26 protein-coding genes are annotated in these 23,612 nt (G+C 28.0%); 25 read left to right on the top strand and 1 reads right to left on the bottom strand.

The window, feature by feature from the left end:
- Positions 1-227 precede the first annotated feature (227 nt).
- From H518_RS19115 to H518_RS0102780, 11 genes are all read left to right on the top strand, one after another.
- The gene (locus tag H518_RS19115; RefSeq protein WP_051263645.1) at positions 228-1,361 is read left to right on the top strand and encodes a hypothetical protein; all 1,134 of its coding nucleotides are present in this window, start codon (positions 228-230) and stop codon (positions 1,359-1,361) included.
- Between the two features lie 218 nt (positions 1,362-1,579).
- On the top strand, positions 1,580-2,509 hold the full coding sequence (locus tag H518_RS0102825) for a hypothetical protein (protein WP_028887660.1): 930 nt from the start codon (positions 1,580-1,582) through the stop codon (positions 2,507-2,509).
- Positions 2,510-3,325: 816 nt separating this feature from the next.
- Positions 3,326-3,532 carry a hypothetical protein gene (locus tag H518_RS21005; RefSeq protein WP_155995131.1) on the top strand — a complete coding sequence of 69 codons (207 nt, stop codon included), beginning with the start codon at positions 3,326-3,328 and terminating at the stop codon, positions 3,530-3,532.
- Positions 3,533-4,250: 718 nt separating this feature from the next.
- Positions 4,251-5,156, top strand: coding sequence for a bifunctional helix-turn-helix transcriptional regulator/GNAT family N-acetyltransferase (locus H518_RS0102815; RefSeq protein WP_028887658.1), 906 nt, complete (start codon positions 4,251-4,253; stop codon positions 5,154-5,156).
- A gap of 241 nt (positions 5,157-5,397) precedes the next feature.
- The gene (locus tag H518_RS0102810; protein ID WP_028887657.1) at positions 5,398-5,883 is read left to right on the top strand and encodes a tetratricopeptide repeat protein; all 486 of its coding nucleotides are present in this window, start codon (positions 5,398-5,400) and stop codon (positions 5,881-5,883) included.
- Positions 5,884-6,682: 799 nt separating this feature from the next.
- Complete coding sequence (locus H518_RS0102805) at positions 6,683-7,228, top strand: TetR/AcrR family transcriptional regulator (RefSeq protein ID WP_028887656.1); 546 nt, start codon at positions 6,683-6,685, stop codon at positions 7,226-7,228.
- Between the two features lie 121 nt (positions 7,229-7,349).
- Positions 7,350-8,267: an NAD(P)/FAD-dependent oxidoreductase gene (locus H518_RS0102800; protein ID WP_028887655.1), complete on the top strand. Its 918-nt coding sequence runs from the start codon at positions 7,350-7,352 to the stop codon at positions 8,265-8,267.
- The gene (locus tag H518_RS21000) at positions 8,267-8,434 is read left to right on the top strand and encodes a hypothetical protein (RefSeq protein ID WP_155995129.1); all 168 of its coding nucleotides are present in this window, start codon (positions 8,267-8,269) and stop codon (positions 8,432-8,434) included. Before H518_RS0102800 ends, H518_RS21000 begins: the two co-directional genes overlap by 1 nt.
- A 378-nt stretch (positions 8,435-8,812) precedes the next feature.
- Complete coding sequence (ribB, locus tag H518_RS0102790) at positions 8,813-9,475, top strand: 3,4-dihydroxy-2-butanone-4-phosphate synthase (protein WP_028887654.1); 663 nt, start codon at positions 8,813-8,815, stop codon at positions 9,473-9,475.
- On the top strand, positions 9,476-10,066 hold the full coding sequence (locus H518_RS0102785; RefSeq protein ID WP_028887653.1) for a Crp/Fnr family transcriptional regulator: 591 nt from the start codon (positions 9,476-9,478) through the stop codon (positions 10,064-10,066).
- Positions 10,067-10,282: 216 nt separating this feature from the next.
- The gene (locus H518_RS0102780) at positions 10,283-11,434 is read left to right on the top strand and encodes a serine hydrolase domain-containing protein (protein ID WP_028887652.1); all 1,152 of its coding nucleotides are present in this window, start codon (positions 10,283-10,285) and stop codon (positions 11,432-11,434) included.
- 377 nt (positions 11,435-11,811) lie between these two features.
- On the opposite strand, the gene H518_RS19110 is transcribed toward H518_RS0102780, so the two are convergent.
- Positions 11,812-12,426 (bottom strand): FMN-dependent NADH-azoreductase, encoded by a 615-nt coding sequence (locus tag H518_RS19110; RefSeq protein WP_051263644.1) that lies wholly within the window; start codon positions 12,424-12,426, stop codon positions 11,812-11,814.
- Positions 12,427-12,544: 118 nt separating this feature from the next.
- On the opposite strand from H518_RS19110, the gene H518_RS0102770 reads away from it, so the two are divergent.
- The 14 genes from H518_RS0102770 (at position 12,545) to H518_RS0102705 (ending at position 23,539) form a co-directional block, all read left to right on the top strand.
- A complete protein-coding gene (locus H518_RS0102770) occupies positions 12,545-12,910 on the top strand; it encodes a winged helix-turn-helix transcriptional regulator (RefSeq protein WP_028887651.1) in 366 nt (121 codons plus the stop codon).
- A 374-nt stretch (positions 12,911-13,284) separates the two neighbouring features.
- Complete coding sequence (locus tag H518_RS0102765; RefSeq protein WP_028887650.1) at positions 13,285-13,869, top strand: Crp/Fnr family transcriptional regulator; 585 nt, start codon at positions 13,285-13,287, stop codon at positions 13,867-13,869.
- Between the two features lie 96 nt (positions 13,870-13,965).
- Positions 13,966-14,319 carry a nuclear transport factor 2 family protein gene (locus tag H518_RS0102760; protein WP_028887649.1) on the top strand — a complete coding sequence of 118 codons (354 nt, stop codon included), beginning with the start codon at positions 13,966-13,968 and terminating at the stop codon, positions 14,317-14,319.
- A gap of 41 nt (positions 14,320-14,360) precedes the next feature.
- Positions 14,361-14,936, top strand: a complete 576-nt coding sequence (locus tag H518_RS0102755) for a YceI family protein (RefSeq protein WP_028887648.1) — start codon at positions 14,361-14,363, stop codon at positions 14,934-14,936.
- A gap of 163 nt (positions 14,937-15,099) precedes the next feature.
- The gene (locus tag H518_RS0102750; protein WP_028887647.1) at positions 15,100-15,684 is read left to right on the top strand and encodes a hypothetical protein; all 585 of its coding nucleotides are present in this window, start codon (positions 15,100-15,102) and stop codon (positions 15,682-15,684) included.
- Between the two features lie 11 nt (positions 15,685-15,695).
- Entirely contained in the window at positions 15,696-16,484 is a 789-nt protein-coding gene (locus tag H518_RS0102745; RefSeq protein WP_051263643.1) for a YegJ family protein, read from the top strand.
- 190 nt (positions 16,485-16,674) lie between these two features.
- Positions 16,675-17,271, top strand: coding sequence for a Crp/Fnr family transcriptional regulator (locus tag H518_RS0102740; RefSeq protein WP_231891986.1), 597 nt, complete (start codon positions 16,675-16,677; stop codon positions 17,269-17,271).
- Positions 17,272-17,348: 77 nt separating this feature from the next.
- Complete coding sequence (locus H518_RS0102735) at positions 17,349-17,972, top strand: NAD(P)H-dependent oxidoreductase (protein WP_028887644.1); 624 nt, start codon at positions 17,349-17,351, stop codon at positions 17,970-17,972.
- Positions 17,973-18,150: 178 nt separating this feature from the next.
- Complete coding sequence (locus H518_RS0102730) at positions 18,151-18,603, top strand: DMT family transporter (RefSeq protein ID WP_043706398.1); 453 nt, start codon at positions 18,151-18,153, stop codon at positions 18,601-18,603.
- A complete protein-coding gene (locus tag H518_RS0102725; RefSeq protein ID WP_028887642.1) occupies positions 18,600-19,343 on the top strand; it encodes a GNAT family N-acetyltransferase in 744 nt (247 codons plus the stop codon). Before H518_RS0102730 ends, H518_RS0102725 begins: the two co-directional genes overlap by 4 nt.
- Positions 19,344-19,608: 265 nt before the next feature.
- Positions 19,609-20,304, top strand: a complete 696-nt coding sequence (locus H518_RS0102720) for a hypothetical protein (protein WP_028887641.1) — start codon at positions 19,609-19,611, stop codon at positions 20,302-20,304.
- Positions 20,305-20,397: 93 nt separating this feature from the next.
- Entirely contained in the window at positions 20,398-21,132 is a 735-nt protein-coding gene (locus tag H518_RS0102715) for a hypothetical protein (protein ID WP_028887640.1), read from the top strand.
- A 142-nt stretch (positions 21,133-21,274) separates the two neighbouring features.
- Positions 21,275-22,417 (top strand): sterol desaturase family protein, encoded by a 1,143-nt coding sequence (locus tag H518_RS0102710; RefSeq protein ID WP_028887639.1) that lies wholly within the window; start codon positions 21,275-21,277, stop codon positions 22,415-22,417.
- 180 nt (positions 22,418-22,597) lie between these two features.
- Entirely contained in the window at positions 22,598-23,539 is a 942-nt protein-coding gene (locus H518_RS0102705) for an MBL fold metallo-hydrolase (protein WP_028887638.1), read from the top strand.
- Positions 23,540-23,612: the final 73 nt, after the last annotated feature.

Below are 23,612 nucleotides of genomic sequence, written 5' to 3'. Positions count from 1 at the left end.
CGTTTTGGTTTATGCTACCTTTTAACAATACAAATGGTAATTACAACTGTGTCAACTTATTAAAAATTTCAGGTCTGAAAAACAATAAATCTAAATAAAGTAAGAAACAAATACAGACTCGCTATCAACAAGGTATCAGTCGTCAAAATTAGTATTAAAAAACACATTTATAACTGGGAAGCTGAAAACAGGTATAGAGTAAGCGAAACAATTAAAGTTAAAAAATTATGTCAGTATTTACTATATTTTTTTGCGGAACAGGCTCAAACAACTGGGATGCAAATTATAACAAAAATTACCATGCAGGAGAACTTATTTCCAAACTAGCAACAAATCATGAAGGAAAGGAGTTCGTAGATTGGATTGTTGTAGATGGTCCAGGTAGTGGAAATCTTCTAGAGGACGAAAAATGGACTCAACCAGGTAATTATGCTGATTTTAGAGGAAAAGCTTTTGGTGCAGGATGGGAAGAAAATGTAGCACATGCCGTTGCAGTAATTAAAGGAAAGTATGAATGGAGTCGAAAAAATATGACAAAAGAAGAATACGAAATTCTAAAAAAATCTGAAGTAGAAGTTCCAGATGCAAAAAATATTGGTTGGATACGAAATATTTATGAATATCCAAATCGTAAAACAACCCCTCAAGAATTGCAAGCAAAAAAAGCTGAAATCTTTAGAAACGGAAAACTTCCGTCAGTTGTAAATATTATTGGATGGAGCCGAGGTGGTGTTACCTGCCATATGTTAGCTAATGCTATGGCAAAAGACCCTTCTTTAAAAAAAATACCTGTAAACATTTTTGCGGTAGATCCTGTTCCTGGTTCAGGTCAATTTAGAGATGATCGTATTAAGCTTGCAGCTAATGTGAAAGAATATTTTGCTGTATATGCACATGATGAAAGAAGTATTGGATTTGCACCTGTAATTCCTGAGCTTGATAAAATGATTAAAGCTACTGTTTTGCCAATTCGAGGAAGACACGCTACTGTAGTAGGAAATGCAGCGATTGATGGAGGAGATGGAAACGATGAATTATTTGCTCCTGGAAAGATTGTTAGAGATCTTGCTGAAAAGTGTTTAACAAATTGGGGAACCCCTTTAAAAGAAAAACTTAGCTTAAGTAAAAGTGATATTGCGACTGCTTATAACGAAATTGTTAGAGATGCCTCTAAGTATGATGCTATGCAATCTGTAGTATATACAAAAAACCAAAATACAGAGGGAGAACGTTCTGTTTCTAAAGGAAGTAGATGGGCTAAATACTCAGATATTAAAGGAGAAGAATATATCCATCCAGAAGGATTAATCGTTGTAAAAAATAAAAGAAGTTGGTACCACGAGAAGAATAGTGATGACTAGGATAGTTCCTGAATAAAACAAAACATCATCAATAATGTAAAAATTAGGTGATATGCTATTGCTTAAAAATAGGGAGACTAAAAAAAGGTATGCAAAGACTAGCTGACTGCCTATCTAAAATGAATACTGAATATAATATGTGGAGTCCAGAGACCACAAAATAAACGGGGCGTTTTCCAAAAAGCCTTACGAGTAGGGAAAATTAAAATAATAAGAACATGGCGTGTAGAACTCCAAGTGTAGAGCGTGTAGCCGATAAAACCGTTAACGCTAAACAACAAATTGATAAGCTTGAAGCGATGATAAAAGACCAAGAAGCATCCAACAAAGCAACGTTTTATCATCAAATTGACAGTCACTTAGAAAGTGCTAAGATTGATGATGCTAGAGAAACTCAATATCAAGCCAACATCAAAACAGAATACACAAGTGAATTTAGTTTAGACAAGATTGCTGGTGTAGTAACTTCTGCTTTAAAAGCTGCGAAAGTAGCTACAGACCCAAAAAACCCACAAGCATCCACAAGCCCAGAGGCAATTGATGCATATTCTGATATGGTAGTTTCAGTTGCCGAAGCTGCTAAGTCTTCTTCTACAGCTGCAGCTAGTTTAGCATTTTCTATGAGTCGATTAGCACCTGGTACAATTGCTTTTCTGTATGCATCATCTATCAACATTCAAGATAACGAGACTTTTGGTGAAGAAGCTGTTACAACAACAGCTATTTATTACCGACTCATTCAAAGTGAAAAAGATATAGAGCTACAAGGAGCTTTTGACGCAACAAGAATACGAGTGGCTGCAGATTTAGAAACCTTTCGTAGGTTTGTTGCCTTGCAAGCAGATTTAGTTAATCAATTAGCTGATGGAAAATTATCATTTGATGCATATATTGTTTTGGACGATAAATATGCAAAAAAAGCCACTGAACTTCAAAAAAGGGTTAAAGATGGAACACCTGTTGAGAAGACTGCAACTGCTAAGGTAAATTTTGTTCCTACTCATAAAACTATGAGCAGAAATGCTGTACCTACAAATGCTAACTATGAACTTGTTAAAGCAGCTATCAAAAAAATGTCAACCATGGGTAGTAGTTACAAGAAAATTATTGAGAAAGCTCAAGCCCGCCTAGAGAATAATTATTTTTAGTAGCTTAGTGTAAAAGTCCACAACATTTTATATAAGTGATAGCAGTGAGAAGACAAGAATATGATCGGAAAATATCATACTTATTTGACTTTGATATTTTGAACTTGAATCTGATTGAGAAAATATAGAATGGATTATAATAAAGGCTATACAGAGTAAAAAAACAACAAATGATTATGTTAATAATATTTTAGCAGACAAAAAAGCTTAGTGGAAATTTTGGTGCTTAACCTAAGTTTTATTGTATTTTTATTTGGCTTTACAAGAAAAATCTTTAGATAAGCGCTTAATAAGAATTAATCATTTTTTCATATGTGTCGAATTAAACGTTTAATTCGACACATATTTTATTTATCCCTAAAATGTTTATTTACCTTTCCTCTTTAAAATACTGTGCTACAAATACTATTTAACATATTTTAAATTTAGTATTCATTATCATAAACTCTATCAATTGTATTTAATTTGTTTTAAAACATAATGGAAATATATGTACTGGTACATACAGCTCGTTGTTGTACGTAAGCAAGAATTTGAATGAAGACAAAAACAATAATAGGACTGGTGTTCTTTTTGATAGGGACTGGACTTTCAATATTTCTTGAATCATTTTTGAGAAGTACAGTACTGGATTTATATCAATGGACAACTAATAATCGAATCCGATTCGTTGGAAAGAACTTTTATTTATTTGCTTCTCCAGTTTACTATCCTAGTTTCGGAATTACCTTATTATTACTTGCTTTAGACTTATTTACTAAGCCAATCAGCAAGATTACTATCAATTCCGTAATAGCGATTTTGATCTTTGTGGTAATGTTGACAGGAGTTTGCACTATTGATGCGAACTTGAAAGTAGTTGAATGTACTGCATGTGATGATGGAATTCGAAGACTCAGATATAATGAAGTCAATTACGGATTGATTCTAGGTATTTCTCTAATAACGGCTGTAATTCCAAGTTTAATAAGAATAATAAAAAATAGAAAATCTAGCGTACAACAAGGTGTAAGTATGCACTAAAACGCATTTTACACTAAACTTTATGCTTCATTATCAAAAAAAATAGAATTTCAGAAAAACATTCTCATATTATTTTCATTTCTACTATTAATTAGCTGTGATAACGGAGTAAATTACGTTTTTCAGAATGACGGAAAAAGTCGCTTGAACGATTCAGGTGAAATGATAGTTAATAATGCGTCAGATATAGAAGCGTTATTCAGGTATCCAGATCAAACAAATCATACAGTATTTTTACCAAAAGCAATACAATAAACAGTTACAATAGGTATTACAGAAGAACTTCTTTTTCTACAATGCTATGATGAACTAAAGAGTAAAAGACAAAACATAGTAGATATTTCTGATAATAAAATTGATCGTATGATTTTATTCCTCCTTCAAAATAAAGGAAAACTTGCAAGTAGAAAGCGAAAACTCTACAAAGAGCTATATGATGGCGAAATAGAACAAATGAAAAAAGCCTATACACAAATATTTGAAAAATAATAGTCAAATATATAATTATGATATCTAACCAAATTAAAAATAAAGTATAGACGAAACCTAAATTACATTAAAACAAAGCTTTGCAAAACGTTGCTATTCATTGCCCAAAATTTATCAAGAGTAGAAATTTAAACTTCAAGACAACCAATAGAATATAAAATTACCTAGAAGAGTTAATAAGATTAAATTAATTTCACTATATTTGACAAAGTCAATTAAATAAATGTTTATGTCAAATAAAATAGAACTAATAAGAAAATTTAATCGAGATTATTTTAACAGATTAAAAGTTTTTGATTCGAATTACAATAATAATTTTTCTGTTACCGAAACTCGTATTTTGTATGAATTAAGCATTCACAACAAATTAACATTAAAAGAACTATCTGAAACATTACATATTGATACTGGTTATGCTTCTAGAATAATAAAAAAATACACAACTAAGGGTTACATAAGCAAAATATCAGATAACAATGATAAAAGGTCTAACTATTTAAGCTTAACAGCCGTAGGTGAAAAAATTACAGATGAAATAAACAAATTTGAAAACCAAAGAATTAATAGTATACTTGAAAAACTTGACAATGATTCTCAGTCCAAACTAATAAATGCTATTGATACAGCTTACTCTTGTTTAAATCCTAAAAAAGAAAACTTACCAATAATTAGAACACATCAACCTGGTGATTTAGGAACTGTTACTCACTTTCATGGAAAATATTATGCTGACATTTATGGTTATACCGAAATTTTCGAAGCATATGTAGCTAAAGATTTTTCTGAATTTATGCTAAATTTTGATACAAAAAAAGATGTATTTTATGTCGTTGAAAAAAATGGAAAAGTTGAAGGTTCAATAGCTTTACAGCATCGTTCTAATGACTCAGCGCAACTACGTTTTTTCTTTTTATCACCGGCTCTAAGAGGGTTTGGAATTGGTAGAGTTTTAATGAATAAACTAATAGATTTTGCTAAAAAAACAAAATATAAGCATATTTTTCTTTGGACTCACATAGGTTTAGATAATGCGCACACAATTTATGAAAAAAATGGTTTTATCATGACTGAAACTAAAACTCATTCACTTTGGAAAGAAAATTTAGAAGAGCAAATGTGGGAGTTAAACCTTTAGTATGATTATAACTATAGCTAATTACAACGAAATAGAAAGTTGTATAAAAAAACTAGGGGTTCGTGCTAAATCGAAAGGTTTGTGAGTATTAACAAATACAGCCAAATATAAAATTGAGTTTTCTACAAAAAAGGAAAATATTACATTTGGCTTAGTACCTAACCGAAACGACAATACTTAGCCCCCCTACCCTACGTTTCTTATACATAAAAGTTAACAGTAATTAGAACTGCTAAAAAAAATGACTGAAAAATTAAACAAAGCGATAGAGTTAAGAAGTCAAAAAAATTATTCTAATTCAGAAAAAATATTCATTGAATTAATTAATGATTACCCGAAGAATGCTAAAATCTACTATCATTATGCTTGGCTTTGCGATAATATGGAACGAGAAATTGAAGCTCGACCAAAATATGAAAAAGCACTTGAATTAGGATTAAACGGTGAAGATTTAAAAGGTTGTTATCTTGGATTAGGGAGTACTTATAGATGCATTGGGGAGTATGAAAAATCCATAACTCTTTTTAACATAGCAATAAAAAAATTTCCATTAAACAATGAATATAAAGTTTTTAAAGCTATGGCCCTGTATAATGTCGAAAACCATCAAGAAGCAATGAATTTACTATTGAATGTTGTTGCAAAAACAAGTATCGATAAGGGCATACAAGAATATCAAAAAGCAATTGAATATTATTCAGATAAATTAGAAAAAAAATTCATATAAAATCGTTTACACTTTATATTAAAATGGATTTATGAGGTCGTCCTAAACTTTTCAAAGTACATTGTTTAATATCTATTCTGAAAATATACTTCTCGAATGCCTATCATTTTATGAATTATCTATAAGTCTTTGAACAATCATTAAATATTCAACCAACAGAAACCTAAAAACATATGGGTTATTTTTTGGTTTACAATACAGAGTAACAAATACGAAAAATTAAAATTAATAGATAAATCTTAATTCAATCAAAGTTACTATAACTAATAAAGGAAAAAAATGATGTTGTATCTAGGTATTTTACAACGTAAGTATCCTTTTTAAAAACGCTCAAAGGAGTACAATTTCAGCTCTTCTTACTAGCTTAATAACTGTAACGTTTATTAACCAAAACGTTAGCTTTAATATGAGAAAATTAAAAATATATAAATAACTACTCTTATTAAGTTTCTAATTAGTTAGAAAAAAGAGAACATAAAGCTATAAAAACTAACTTTAAAACTTATAACCAATAAAAGGGTTTATAAACTAGCTAAAAACATTTAGCAAAGTTGATCTAATGAAGAATATAAATTCATTTAGAAAAAACTTAAAAAAAAATTACTTAAATAAAGAAATGATACTTTCTATTATACAGACCAGGTAAAATCTAAATTAAGGTTCCTTCTTTTTGTTAACTATGATCGTTTTTTCAATTGGTTTTATATAAATAGTAAATATCAAAACCTAATTAGAAAAAACACAATAAACTTGTCTCATTAATGTGACAACTGTATATTTGTCTCATAATTGAGACATAATGAATAATACTAAAATAAAAATTATATCAGCAGCGATTAAAGTATTTAGCAAAAACCCTACTGCTTCAATTGAAGATATTGCAGAATCAATAAACTTAAATAGAAGAACTCTTCATAGACACTTTAATGGAAAGTCAGCACTTATTGAGGAAATAATTACCTATGCAAGTAGCCTTTGTTTAAAGAAAACTGAAGATTCAATTAAATCTTCTAGCGATTCTGTATATCAACTTAAATCAATGTTTTTTAGTGATATTGAAAGTGGATGTCAATTCCGTTTCTTATATACCTATAGAAACGGGTATCAAGGGATGGAAGAAGAATCATTAGACTTTCGAAAAATGATGCAAATTTTTAGAGATTTATTAGAAACACTAAAAAACAATAGTTCATTCAACCCTCGATTAACATTAGATTGGATAGAAAGTCTATATTTTTCAACAATTGATGCCGCTATAAATTTAATTCTTGAAGATGAATCAAAATTACAAGAAATTGTTGAAATGGCTTGGGTATCATACTTCAATGCTATTACAAATCATTAAAATAAATGAAACGTAAAAATTTTATAAAACAAGGGGCTTTAATATTAAGTGGAATTCTAATAGTCCCAGAATTAGTAGTTTTTAATAATTTACAATTAAAACAAATAAAAAAACAATAAATATGAATTATGAAGTAATAATTATTGGAGGTGGTCCAGCAGGAATGAGTGCTGGATTGGTTTTAGGTAGAAGTAGAATAAAAACATTAATATTAAATACTGAAAACCCAAGAAACATTGTAACAACACATTCACATGGTTTTTTAACTCAAGATGGAAAACACCCTTCCGAAATATTCAAAATAGCAAAGCAACAATTATCAAAATATAAATCTGTTAATTACAAAAAAGAAAAAGCTATATATGTAAAGCATAGAAATAATACGTTTTCTGTTGAAACAAAACAGAACATATATTCAGCTAAAAGAGTTATTGTTGCAACAGGACATAAAGATAACATCGAAGAAATTGGAATTGAAGGTTTATTAGAAGTATATGGTAAATCTGTTTATCCTTGCCCATTTTGTGATGGTTTTGAAATGGCTGACAAAAAATTGGCTGTTTTTGGTGATGCTATAATGGCACCTATGTTTTCAAAAACAATTTCTCATTGGTCAAAAAATATTATTGTCTTTACAAACGGAGAAAAAGTTACGGACTACGAATTAATATCTAATCTTAACAAAAATGGAATACAAATCGTTGAAAAGAAAATTAAAAAACTTATTTCAAACAAAGGTCAACTAATAGCTATTAAACTTATAGATGATTCAATCATTGAAAGAGATGGTGGTTTTTTACCCGATACTAAATCAACTGAAAGTACTGATTTCGTTAAAAAGATGAATATACCGACTGAAATTGGTCACTTTGGAATGGAACTTTATAAAGTTGATGACAATAAAGAAACAGAAATTAAAGGTTTTTATATTATTGGTGATGCTAGAACTGGCTGGAGCGGTGTAACTTCTTCAATTGCTGAAGGTAGTGAAGTTGCTTCTGTAATTACACATCAAATAATAAATGAAAATTGGAAATAATGATAAATTCATTAATTGAAATAACTGAATTACAACATATAAAAATTGAACTCATTAATCAAGAATATGTTGCAACATTAATAGACTCGAGTGGTTTTGAAATAATAAAAGGCTATGGTTCTTCTAATATTAAAGCCATCAATGATTTACATAAAGGTATAATATGACTAAATTAATTTAATGGTAAAGACAAATGTTTATATAGATTTTAACTTTAATACAAAACGATTATCTATATAAAATTTTATTGAAATACATTTGATAAAAAACATCACTAAAATATTAACATCTAATGTTACAAAGTCATTGCCCAATGAATGGTAAAACATTAATACAGTATCTATTGCTAAAGAATGGGATGAGAAAAGGAATGAAGAAAATATTTACGGATTTTCTATTGGTTTAAATTAGGTAATTAAACATATAACAAACAATATAAAGAATACTTTAGGTAACAATCGAAAAGATTGATTTATTGACTTACGTCAAATAATTTGACTGATAACAACATTAGTTTTGTACTTGAAAAATTAAAATAATTTAAAATGGTAATAACAGAACTAGATACATTAAAACTATTTGGAAACAACAGTCAAGAAAGGATAGAAAAAGCATTGATAAATCTTCAAAATGGAAATGGAGTTATATTAATTGATGATATCCATAGAGAAAATGAAGGTGATTTAATATTCTCTGCTCATAACATGACTATTAATCAAATGGCATTAATGATTAGAAAGTGTAGTGGTATCGTTTGTTTGTGCTTAACCAACGAAAAAGCTGACCTACTTAATTTACCTTATATGATGAAGGAAAACACAAGTAGTTTTCAAACACCTTTTACAATTACTATAGAAGCAAAAGAAGGTGTAACTACAGGAGTTTCTGCTAAAGACCGATTAAAAACGATCCAAGTAGCCTGCAATGAAAATACTAAAAGTAGTGATTTAGCCAAACCTGGTCATATTTTTCCCTTAAGGGCGAATGATAATGGCGTACTAGAAAGAAAAGGTCATACAGAAGGAAGCATCGATTTAATGAAATTAGCTGGTTTAAAACCTGAAGCTGTACTGTGTGAATTAATGAATGACGATGGTACAATGGCTAAAAATGATACGATTATACAGTTTGCAGAGGAGCATAATTTGGTTGTTTTATCTATTCAAGATATTATTCAATATCGTAAATTTGTGAGAGACTATAAATAAATGACAAACTATAACGAACTCATAAATTACATAAAAAAGAATATTGATATTGATGACGACGATTTAAAAATAGTATTATCTCATTTTAAAAAAATAAAAAAAAGTAAAAATGAAACTTTACTTTCAAATGGAAAAAATAGTCAAGTTAGTTACTTTGTAAACAAAGGTTGTTTAAGATTATTCTATTTAGATGAGTTAGGCAAAGATATTACACGCTATATTGCTTTTGAAAATCAATTTGCTACAGAATTCGTTAGTTTTATAACTAATCAACCTGCTCAAGAATCTATTCAAGTAATTGAAAATAGTGAGCTTTTATATATTACTCACAAAGATTTTAGACATCTTATGAAAATTATTCCCAAATGGAAAGATTTTTATAATACATACTTAGAAAAGGCATATGTGAATAATTCTAAAAGATTAATTTCATTTACTACTCTAAACGCATCTGAAAGGTATAAACAATTGTTTCAAATTAATCCTAATATTGTAAAACGCCTACCAAACAAAATTGTAGCTTCCTATATTAATATATCACAAGAAACATTAAGTAGAATCAAATCTAAATTTTATTGCAAAGAAAAATAAGTTAAGGTCGATTATCTAAAATTATAGTAAAGTATATTGTGAAATAAAAAGCACTAGACACTAACAGTTTATTAGATTAATTGCGAGTATTTGCTTTCTTATCAATTCTTTTACAATCACAACAGTAAGTTTTATTTTAGTAAATTAGTCGCTTAATTACTCAACTAATCTTTACCAAAAAAATCTAAATAATAAAATTGAAACTTGATAGTTACTATGAAACATCTATTTTTATTAATAACCTGCATTACAATAATTTCGTGTTCTAAAAAAAACACAAACGACACTTTAAATCTTCAACTAAATAATTTATTTGAAAATGAATTCTCTAAAGATGAACCTGGAGGTTCTATATTAATAAAAAAGGGAAAGAACATAGCTTTTTTGAAGAGTTATGGACTTGCTGATATTGTTACTAAAGAAAAAATCACCGAAAATACCATTTTCAATACTGGCTCAATTTCAAAAACATTTGTATCGAACGGAATCTTAATTCTTAATGAAAGAGATTCTCTTTCATTAGATGATGATCTATCTAAATATTTCAATGATTTCAACAACATAAACCTTGCTAAAAAAGTAACTATAAAACATATGTTATCACATACATCTGGATTGCCTGATAATAGAAAAGTAAGGGATAACTATGATTTTTATCTCACCGCAAAAGATAAAGAAAACTTTGCCCCGTTAAAAAAAGCAGATAGTTTAAATTTTGATCCGGGAACAAAATACCAATATTCAAATCCATCGTATAACGGATTAGCATTAATCATTGAACAGTTAGCCAATGAACCTTGGCAAAAGTTTATTGAAAAAAACATATTTGAGCCATCTGGAATGAAACATAGTAAAATAACCAATGGTTCTTACCCTGAATCTGGAGTTGCACACGGGTATGATAACTATTATCAAAAAGGAGACAGTATTTATTATGGTGATTATTATGAATATGATTATGGTGAAGTACCTACTTTTGCAGCTGCAGGTAATGGAGGTATTTGGTCCTCTGTATTAGACCTTCTTAAATATAAAGAAGCTATTCAAAAAAATGTCTTCCTAAGTAAAAAAATGGTTGTTGAATCTAGAAAAGTATTTCATCCTAAAAACTGGTCAGATACATTAAATCCTTTTGTTGGATATAGTTGGTTTACAGGTGAACAAAACCTATTTAGATCTAAAAATAATTTTGAAGTTAATTTTGTTTATCATACTGGTTCTCAAGGAGGATTTAGAGCGTTTTACATTGAAATACCAGAAAAAGACATTCTTTTTGTGGGGCTTTTTAATAGACCCTTGAAAGATTTCAGCAAATTATTACTAAAATCGATCAATATATTAGAGCAAAATAATTGGTTAGAAAGTTAAAGAAATAACTTATAATGATAACCTTGTAAAAGCTTATTATTTTATAAAAAAAGTAACATAAAAGCCCTAAAAAGGGCTTTTATGTTTTATTCAACTTTCTAAAAGCTAAAATTAAGTGAACTTAAAACTAACACCTGTTTGTTTTTAAAAACATATCTAGAAAACATATGTAAGATGTTACTTTCTTATTTTATAAAGAAACCTAAATGATTAATCATTATACTAATTTAAAAAGTTTAAAAAAACTCAATTACTAAACGTAACTATAATCCTTCCCACCAGAACCGAATAAAATACTTTTAAATAAAAAAACAAACTGAAGAGGGAGAATACTTAACGAACCATTAATATTTATATAAAAGTTAAACTAACTAGAATTAATACCATTTCTCACTTACTACTTTAATTTCTTCTTTTGCTTCCTCTATCATTTGTTCAGACCTATCTGCATATTGTATCATACCAAACTTATTAATAGCTTGAGCTGAAATACCAAGAAAATCAAAACTTGTAATTAAAAGAGGCGTTGCAAAATTAACACTCTTATAAGGTTCCATTCCAAAATCACTCCCACTTGTCATTAAAATTAAAGCTTTTGTGTTTTCACATAACCCTTTAATACCAGTTTCGGTATATGTAAATGTTTTCCCAGCTTGTATAACGGCGTCAAACCAAGCTTTTACTGGTGCAGGAATTGAAAAGTTATACATAGGACTCGCTAAAACAACAAAATCTGCAGCTAATAATTGCTGCATCATCTCATCATTTTTAGCTAAAACTTTCTCTTGCTCATCACTAAGTTCTACTCCACCAAAATTTCTATTTACATAAAGATTTAAATTTTCTTTCAACAATAAATCTGGAGCCTCTTCAGCTAAATCAACAAATGTTATTTTTGTTTTCTTCTTATTACTCTCTGTAAAGAAGTCAAGCATTTTTTTTGTGTTCGAGTTATCTCTTGGTGTATAACTTATTATTAATGTTTTCGTCATTTTTAATATCCTTTTATTATTGAGTAACAAATTTATATTAAATTTGATATACAAAGTATACCACTATACTAAAGTATACTGATATACTTTAGTATAGTAACTATTGAAATAAGTTAAAATGAAGACAAAAAAAGATAAAACTGATATTTACACACCAACCGAATGTAAAAAATTTATTCTTCCTGTTCGAGATGTTATAGACATAATTGGTGGAAAATGGAGGTTACCTATTATTATAGCGCTTTCTTTTAAAATTCATAGATTTAAAGAATTAGAACGTCAAATTGAAGGAATTACTCCAAGAATGCTCTCTAAGGAGTTAAAGGAATTAGAAATAAACGGATTAATAAATAGAGAAGTATTTAACACAATACCCGTTTCTGTTCAATACAGCCTTACTGATTATGGAAAATCACTAGATAAAGTAATTGAAACAATGCGAGATTGGGGCTTAACGCATCGTAATAAAATTATTAATAAATAATGATGCATAACAAAAAAATGAAATAAAAAACTAAGAGAATTTTTCATTAATTATACTCAATGCTAAGCTAAATGTAATATCATTAGCATTTTTAATTTACCTTTTTTACAACTATTATTTATTTTTATAATATCAAAACCAGTATTTCATCATACACTAATTATCGTTTTTCAATTGTAAAAATTTGTTTTTAGTAATTAAAATATTAATCTTAATTCTCTTATTTATTCTTTCTAATTTATAGGTATTAAATTTAACCTTTTTATTAAATTGCTAACTTAAGCCATATATAATTTATTACTAGTTATAGCCTACTTACGAAAGTAAGTACGTAAAACATATACAAACAAGTTAGGTACAAGCTAAAATTTTCTATGAATAATAAACCGTTATTAGAATACATAAACAAATTCATTACGCTAACTGATGAAGAAGAAACCTTTTTACTTTCTAAAATAGTTCATAGAAATTATCTTAAAGATCAATACATAGCACAGCAAGGAGATGTCTGTAAAACTGTAAATTTTATTATTTCTGGGTGTACAAAAACATTTTATATGGATCTAGATGGTCAAGAACATATTGTAATGTTCTCAATTGAAGATTGGTGGACATCAGATTTAGGTAGTTTTACATCTCAAACTCCAGCAGATTATAATGTTCAATGTGTTGAAGCTACACAGCTTATTCAATTTACCTACTCGAATCTTGAAGAACTATATAAAGAGATTCCCAAACTAGAACGCCTTTTTAGAAAAATTGTAGAACGTGCATTTGTTGCATCACAAAAAAGAATTACTAGAAACTTTAGTCTTACAGCTAAAGAGCGCTATCACGTTTTTAAAGACAGTTACCCAACCATTAATCAACGTGTTCCTCAATACATGATTGCTTCTTATCTTGGTATTACTAAAGAGTTTTTAAGTAAAATTAAAAGCCAAATCATACAAAACCAATAAATGTTAATCTAGTTTAACATCATTTCATAATCTACATCATTTTCTGTCATCTCATTGTTTTAGACATTTGTACCATAGTATTTAAAACAATAAAAAATGAACATACTTTTAGAAAAAATTAGTACCGTTAATGACATGATTCTTCAAGGAAAAGCCTTAGAGGCTTTTGATCAATTTTATCATGACGATGTGGTTATGCAAGAAAATAACAATCCTGTTATTGAAGGAAAAGCAGCCAATAGACAACGTGAAGAAGAGTTTTTTGGTGCTATTACAGAATTTAGAGGTGCTCAACCTTTAAAAGTAACCATTGGTGAAAACACAACTATGGTAGAATGGCATTTCGATTACACGCATAAAGATTGGGGAATTAGAAATTACAATCAAATTGCTGTGCAAGAATGGAAAGACGGAAAAATAATTAAAGAAAAATTTTACTACGGAGCATAATTAAACGAAATAAAAATTTAAAAATATTAAAAATATTAAAAATGAAAAATTTAACTAAAAATACAGTACTTATTGCAATACTTGCATTTATTACATTCTCATTTACTACAATTAACAGTAAAAAAGAAATTAAAATAAAAAACAGCAATGTTGTTTGGAAAGGTTATAAAGTTACTGGTGCTCATCAAGGAACAATCGCAATTAAATCTGGTCACTTAAACTTTAATGATGATAAATTAACCGGTGGAGAGTTTACTATAGATATGTCTTCAATTTCGAGTACAGACTTACAAGGTGAATACAAAGGTAAACTAGAGGGGCATCTAAAATCTGATGATTTCTTTGGTGTTACAAAATATCCAACAGCATCTCTAGTTTTCAAAAAAGTAAAATCTGTTAGCAAAAACGCATACAAAATAACAGCAGACATTACTATTAAGGGTAAAACTGAAAAGGTTTCGTTTAATTTTTCTGTTTATGGTAATAAAGCAAATGCATCGTTAAAAATTGATAGAACAAAATTCGATGTAAAATATGGCTCTACAAGTTTCTTTGATGGATTAAAAGACAAGGCCATTTATGATGAATTTGATTTAATTTTTGATTTAGAATTTTAATAAAATTCACTGATTACAAGAAAAAGTCAATACCTAATAACATATATAAAAGTAGTAAGATTAGCGCAAGCCATTATTAGGTTTGCGCTTTTTTAGTATCTTTAATCCATCAGAAATAGATAAATATTAACCTGCAAATTCGTATGCCTTTAAAAATCTAAGTTTGAAAATAAAAATAGCATTATATATCGGGGTTTTAATTTTTCAAAGTTGTGCATCATTTCAAAAGAACGTTTCAAATCCTACCCTTTTGAATGAAAAAAATATAACGGAATTAAATGGGAAATATAAAATTCTAAATATTGAGGCTGACTCTATTCAAAAAAAATACTGGACTCACAATAACTTCTTCAGAGAAATTGATAGTAAAAAATTAAAAAACACGCTGAAATTAGATAATTTAAAAACTTATGAGTTTGAATTAAAAATAATAGATAACAAAAGCATAAATTTTAAGTTTCTTGAAAACGGAAAAGTTTTTAAAAAAGTACCACTGAAAGGAAAATTAAAAAAAGATGGATATTTTTACCTAAAAAATAAGAATCTTTCCTTTTGGGGAGTTCCTTATTTAGCAGGATCTATTCATATTAACAAAAGTCGCTTAAGTAAAACAAAAGAAGGTAATCTAATCTTTGATTTAGCACATCATCAATCTGGAGCATTTTTTTTAGTTGTTTTTCTTGATGGAACAACTTGGAAGTATCGAAAAATATATGAAAGAATTAATAAGAAAAATAACACTAATTGATATAAAAAGAAATGGGAATATTTAGAAAAAAAAATGATAAAAGTGAATCCAATAATGAAGACATTTTTTACGCGCAACAAGATGATAAAATGAAAAATGCCTATACACAGGCACAACAGAGTTTTAAATATTTTTGGAGAGAACTGTCTTGGGAATATAGAAGAATAGTTCCTGCACATGACTTTGCAATGGTAAAAATTCCTTTCGAACAGATAATACTTGAACAAACAGTACCACTAGTTGAACATATGTGGATTAATAACATCAATTTTAATGGTGAATTTATTACTGGTGAATTAGTAAACACCCCAAATGAATTAACAAATGTTACGAAAGGAGATTTAATATCAAAAAAAATCAACGAAATAGATGATTGGATGCTATCTATTCAAGGAAAAACATATGGCGGTTTTACAATTCAAGCAATGCGATCTGAGATGAACGAAGAAGAAAGAAAAAGTCATGATGAAGCTTGGGGGTTAGATTTTGGAGATTACAATGAAGTTTTATTGGTTTACAAACAAAAAGAGAACCCAGAAAACTTACTAGAACATCCAATGAGTAAAAACATGGCTGAAAACATACATGCCTTTTTTAAAGAAAACCCAAATGAAATAGCTACAAAAGATGAGCACGGACTCACCTTTTTACATAAAGAAACAATTGCTGGTAATAAAATAAATGTTGAAATATTACTAGAGTTGGGTGCTGATAAAACAAATAAATCTAAATCAAATAAAACAGCTTTAGAATATGGAAAGTTAATGAATTGGAAGGCTATAACAGAACTATTAAATTAAACAACTACAATTAACAAAAGTTTTTACAAATTTATATAATGTTCTAAAATAACCAAGCCCTTAAAAGGGGCTGGTTTTACTTTAGTTTCATGAAAAATAAATTTACGCTCTACTCCCCTGTCCAAAAACTGTAAATAATCTATAAAAAAACGTAAGATTACATGTATCTTTATATTAGAAAAAAATAAGATTGACAAGAGAAAAATACATTTCAGAATTACGGTTAAAGTTTGAAGGTTACGCTCCAATTTCAAACGAATCTTGGTTATTAATTAAATCGATAATTTCATTTAAACAATTAGAAAAAGATGAAATTTTACTAAGAAACGGACAGGTTGCTAAAAATGTGTATTTTATTTGCAAAGGGGCTATGCGAGCATATGTAACAGATTATGAAGGAAATATTTATAATAAAAATATTTTTCTTGAAAATGACTTTGCTGGTTCTACTGTTTCATATTTATTAAACACTCCATCAAACTTCACATTAGAAGCGCTTGAAAAAACGATTCTTATTAGCCTTGATTATAAAAAGTACAGACAGTTTATTGAGCTAAATATCGATTTAAAAAATTTCTATATTGCTTATCTAGAAAATAATTGGATTATTGAAAAAGAACAACGAGAAGTTTCTTTAGTAATGGAAAACGCGACTGAAAGATATCTAAAACTACTTCAAAAACATCCAAATATCGATCAACGAATACAAAAACTACATATCGCTTCGCATTTAGGTATTACACCTACACAATTAAGTAGAATAAGAAAAAATATAAATAAAATTTAGTGAATCAACATATGTAAAGGCACAACTTTATTTCCCATTTTATCTTTGCCCTATTAATTAATCATAAAAAAGATATAATGGATTTAATAAACAATCTTGAATGGAGATATGCTACTAAAAAATTTGATTCTTCTAAAAAAGTTTCAAAAGAAGATTTAGAAAAACTAAAGAAAGTCATTCAATTATCAGCCTCTTCTTATGGTCTTCAATTGTATAAAGTATTAATTATTGAAAATAATATATTAAGAGAAAAGTTAAAAAATGCTTCTTATAATCAAAACCAAATAACTGAAGCATCTCATTTAATTGTTTTTTGTAATTACGCTACGGTTAGTGAATCACATATAGACGAATACTTCGATCTAAAAGCTAAAACAACACAAGTTGATATAGACAGTTTTAAAGAGTACTCAGACTTTATAAAAAAAGATATTAGAAGTAAATCAAAAATAGAAAAAGATAAATGGACTTCTAACCAAACTTATATTGCTTTAGGAAATTTATTAAATGCTTGTGCAGCACTTAAAATTGATGCTTGCCCGATGGAAGGTTTTAATACCGAAAAGTACAACGAAATATTAAACCTAACTAAACAAGGCTTAAGTGCTGCTGTTATAGCAACTATAGGTTATCGTTCAGATAAGGATTCTTCTCAGTATTCGAAAAAGATTAGAAAACCTATCGAAAATCTATTTATATAATGAAATTAGTAAAACAACTATTTATCTTAAAAATGATTAGCATCATAGTATTCTTTACAACTCCCTATTCTCTATTAGCGACTTGTATTTTATTTATAACCTGGTTAAATTATGTTTTTCATTGTACAAACATAAACTTAGGTAAATCAACTAAACTAAAACATCAATAATTATAAACATGGCAAATAAATATATTTTATTGATTTTAGCTTTTATTGGTGGTGTCTTTTTAGCTATGCAAGGTGGTTTAAATACACGATTGGGTATTCTTTTAAAGAATCCTGTATTGGCTAGTCTAATCGCTTTTTTTGGTAGTACTGTATTTGCTCTAATATTTGTACTATTCAATTTTAAAGCTATACCATCAATTTCTCAAATAAAAGAAATACCTTTTTATCTGTGGTTTACAGGTGGCTTTTTTAGTGTTTTAGGAATAAGTTTATACTACTACACGATTCCAAAATTAGGAATTTCTACAATGATTTCTATTGGGCTTTTTGGTCAATTAATCTTTGCTGTAATTGCAGGAAACTACGGTTGGTTAAATTTACCTTTAGAACCGATAACTTTAAAAAAAACAATTGGGATTTCATCAATGATTATTGGAATCTTATTAATTAATATAAAATGAAAAATATACTAGCTAATATTGAAAACCTAACCTCACTCTGGCAAACAATATGCAAACCTTTTAACTCTAATTTTAAAGAAGAATGTTTTAATTATAGTTTAATAAAAAACTCTGAGTGGCCAAATAAATTGTGGTTTACTAAAGATATAGATTTAAACGCTATATTATTAGCTAAAGAAAAACTAATATCGCTATCAACAGATTTAACGGTACCATATTGGGATATTTACAATAGTAATTCTTTTAAAATATTAGAAAAAAATGGATTTAACCTTAAGTTTGAACAAGTAGGAATGTCTTTAAAAAAAGACTCCCTGTTTACAGAATTAGATACTATAAGTTTAAAAAAAGTATCATTTGAAAATGAGACTCTTTTATGGTCAGAATTATTCTCTAAATCTTTCGGGTACTTTATAAATCCAATATTACTTACCAAACCTCAAAAAAACACCACTTTTTATATTGCTTATCATAAAAATGAAGCTATAGGAACAGGCGTTTTACATACAACAAACAATGTTTCAGGTATTCATTCTGTAGGAGTTACTCCTGAACAAAGAAGAAAAGGTTATGCTGAGCAAATAATGAAACTTTTAATAAATGAATCAATTAAAACAAATAGCAACTATATTACTTTACAATCATCTAATATGGGAAAAGGGTTGTATTTAAAACTAGGTTTTGAAGAACAGTTTACAATAAAAAACTACAGTTTACAACGAAATTTAGAGAACTATTAGCTAGTTAAAAATAAGTTTCGACTGTACTCGACTAAACACTTTAAAGATAATTAAGATTAGCTTATACCTTTACTAAAATTGATATAGAAAACAAAGTATTTTATAATTAAAAGAAAAATAATAGTAAAATTGTTAATTTTGACTAAGTACTGAAACGGAAAAGTAAGTACTTTTTTACACTATTCTTATATAAATTGTTGTGCTTCATTAAACAATCAACTTTAAAACACAAAACTTTTACACAACTTAAAAAAACAAAAATTGAATGAATAAGATACTACCCTTTATATTTTTACCTTTTATGTTTTTTTCTTGTATATCTAACAACTATAAAAAGCAAAAAACTGAAAAAACAAATAATTTAAAAAAAATTGAAATTTCAACTAAATCGAAAAATATAAAAACCGATACTGAACATAAAACAACAACTCAAAAAGAAGTAACTGTTGTTGTTAAAAACAAACATGACTATAGCGAAAACTTTATAAAGGGATTAAAAAAAATAGTTGGATTTGGAGATTTTGAATTGACCGACAACTTTTTAATATTAAAAGACAAAGACACTGTTGAGTTTCCTGACAAACCTAAAATAAACAAACAAATAGTTTTAACTGCTGAAAAAGATAATTTTGCAATAACTCTAAAAATTAAAAGAATTAATCAAGTCTCAATTGAATATATAATTGACATGGCTCAATTTGGTAAATCAACATTTAAAAGTAATGGGATTGCTGAAATAAGTCCAGGTTTCTTTTTAGGATCAGAGAGTGATACCGATAATGCAACAGATATTTCATACTTTTCAACATCATATGAAAATGTAAATAACAAATGCTTTACCTATATCCGATTAGGAACTCAAGAAGAATCTCCTCTTCTACTAGGTAAATTAATAAAAAATTGCAACGACCAAATAAAAGAAATAAACCTCGAAAACTTTCCTACATTACGTGAAAAATAAAGGTGACTAAAAATACTTTAGCTAGGTACTACATTTAAAATCTAATGCTACAACTCTAGCATTAAAAACAACTTAGAAAAAAATCAGAAGAAAATGAACTTATTTAAAAGACTATTCGGTTCGAAAGCTGAAAAAGAAGATACAGAAAAAACAACATTATCTACAACAACAAGAACAATATCTAAATCTGAATTAGATAAATTAAAGGTTGGAGATACTATAACTTTAGGAAACGACAATAAAATCACCTACGAATCTAAATGGATTAAAGCAAGTGAAAACCCATATCAAAAAGACATATTTGATTGTAGAGAATATGCAGTAAATATGCTTTCTTCAACTCAAAATTCAGAAATAGCAAATAAATTTTTACAACTTAGAAAAAGCGACGGTAAAGAATATATTGGTCAATTTCCTAACAATGGAACAAAGTGTGAAGTTGAGTTGAACTTTAATAATAATGGAGAACAACTTTCTGATGGAATAATTTTTAAAGCGCAAACGATGGAAGAAAAATGGGATATTTATAAATATGCAAATTTTCTTTTTTTTGTTAGAAGCTGGACAGGTGATTTAGTTTACTTTTCAAATTACATACCTACAGAAAGTGGTTTTAAAGTTGACCTTATTGTTTTAGATGGCGATAAAATTGACCAGAAAGACCCGTTTTTTGAATTTAAAGTTGTTGAATTTTTAATTCATAGCCATATTTTAAATTATAAATTACCACATCCTCTACCTAAAAGTTTAGAAAATAAAGTTGACAACATTTTAGCGTATTCATTTTCTATGTTTGGAAACAGAGGACATTACGCTTCTTATGAGTAAAGCTAATTATTTTAAAGAAATAGCAGCAGTTTTGTGTATAGTAAAACCTTTTTTCTATTTTTACTAAGTTTATAAAGTATGATAATAGCCTGAATATTGGTAATCATATTTATATATAAACATCTTAAAAATTGCAAAAAAAATGAAAGATCAGATTAAACGAATGCGAGTCGGTGAAGGACGAATTAGCGGGGCTATTTCGATATTCCTTGGTAGCCTATCTTTAGTAGGAATATTATGTTTTAAATTCCCAGAACAACTAACAACACCTGAATTTCGAGAGGTTTATACCGCTGAAATTGTTGAAAACCTTATGCTAGGAGGAATCATTGCTACATTTCTTTTTGCACTGGTTAGTATACTACTTAATAAAAACAAACAAAATGCAGTAATTGGTACTTGCCTAGGCGTACTAGCAATAGTTTTTGGTGGAATTACAGCTGAAGGTAGAGCTGTGCAAGATATTAGCTGGAGCATAGGCCTTGATTGGCTTATTTTAGATTTATTAATAATGGCATTATTGTTTGTTCCAATAGAATTAGCTTTTCCTAAAAATAAGCGACAGTCTAAATTTCATGAAGAATGGAGAACTGATCTTATTTATTTCGGAATAAGTCATTTAGCAATTCAATTATTTGGCGTTATAACAAAAAAACCTGCAGTTGCCTTTTTTGGTTGGATGAATTTAGATCAGATTAATGTTTTTATTTCAGAACTACCTTTTCTGGTTGAGTTATTCCTAGCTTTATTTATAACAGATATATTTCAATATTGGGCACATCGTTTTTTCCATTCACACCATTACTTATGGAGATTTCATTCAATTCACCATTCAACACAAAATATGGACTGGCTTGCTGGTTCACGAACTCATTTTATAGATATATTTTTTACCCGCAGTGTATCGTATATACCTCTTTACGTATTAGGTTTTTCTACGCTAACATTTAATGTTTATATTTTATTTATTGCAATTCATGCTGTTTTAATTCATGCTAATACCAGAATTAATTTCGGGTTTCTAAAGTACATTATAACAACACCTCAGTACCATCATTGGCATCATTGTGAAGAACCTGAACATTATGGAAATAATTTTGCTGTTGTGTTTCCTTTTATAGATAAAATTTTTGGAACTTATCATTTACCTGGAAAAGAATGGCCAAAGGGAACAGGGTTAATTGACGCAACATTCCCTAAGGGTTTTGTAAAACAACTTTTCTTTCCCTTTACAAAAAACCCTTTTAAAAACGATTTATTACCTGAAGAAAAGAGTAATCGATAATTAAACAAATTCTTTTTTAAGATTTCTTTTTTTATGTTCGAAAATAGAAAAACAATAAAACTATTTAATTACGATAAATCGAGTTAATAATTTCATTTTTTTATAGTGATTACATCTTTAAGGAAAATTAAAATATAAAAAGGTTGCATATTTATTTACCCTATAAAATTAAAAAAAAGAATGTTTAAAGTAGCTATTAAAAGCAAGGAAGATGAAGACATTTCTATTTTAATAAAAATAGCGAATCATTCATATAATTATTTATGTGATTGTGGTGAAGCTAAGGAGTTAACGGTAAAAGAGTGTCAAAATATAAATGCAATTTTCATAAGCCATACGCATATAGATCATTTTGTGAATTTTGATACTATTCTAAGACATCAAATTGGCATTAAACGAAAAGTAGTTATTTGCGGACCTAGAGGTATAATTGACCAAGTTCAAAACCGTATTAAAAGTTATTGTTGGAATCTTATTGAGAAAGATGCTATCTCATATGAAGTTAGAGAAATTCTAACAAAAAATAAAATTAAAACAACTATTTTAAATCCACCTTTTTGGGAAAAAGAAGAAATTAGTGAAACCAATAGTTCTATACTATTTAAAGGAAAAGATTTTATAGTAAATTTTGATATTCTTGATCATAAAACAGCTTCTATCTGTTATTTATTTAAAGAAAATGATAAAACTAAAATTGAACTTAACAAGAATTTTAAAGGAGGTAAGTGGGTTTCTGAACTAAAAAAGGCCTTTGAAACAAACAATGAAGATTTAATAATTACTGTTAATGATAAAAATTATTCAGCAAAAGAATTATTTCACATGGTAACCACCCAAAAAGGAAAAAAAGTTGGAGTTATTATGGATCATAGTGCAAATACAGAAAATCATAAGAAAATAAAAGAACTTTTTCTTAATACTGATGAAGTATACATTGAATGTTTTTATAAAGATGAAGACAAAGAATTTGCTGTGAAAAATTACCACAGTTATGCTTCTATGTCAGGAAACATAATGAAGGAAACAAATGTAAAAAATGCAATTCCTGTTCATTTTTCTCGTAAGTATAATAAAGAAGAAATTTTACAGTTAATTAAACAATTTGAAGGCGCAAAAAAATGATTTTAAATAGTATTAATAATCTAAGAATAATTTTATCTCTCTTATAATTAATGATAACTTTGTTGTTCTTACA

This window comes from Tenacibaculum ovolyticum DSM 18103, assembly GCF_000430545.1.
Taxonomy (GTDB): Bacteria; Bacteroidota; Bacteroidia; order Flavobacteriales; family Flavobacteriaceae; genus Polaribacter; species Polaribacter ovolyticus.
The sequence above is the reverse complement of the archived record's forward strand: the minus strand, read 5'-3'. Positions and strand labels throughout refer to the sequence as shown.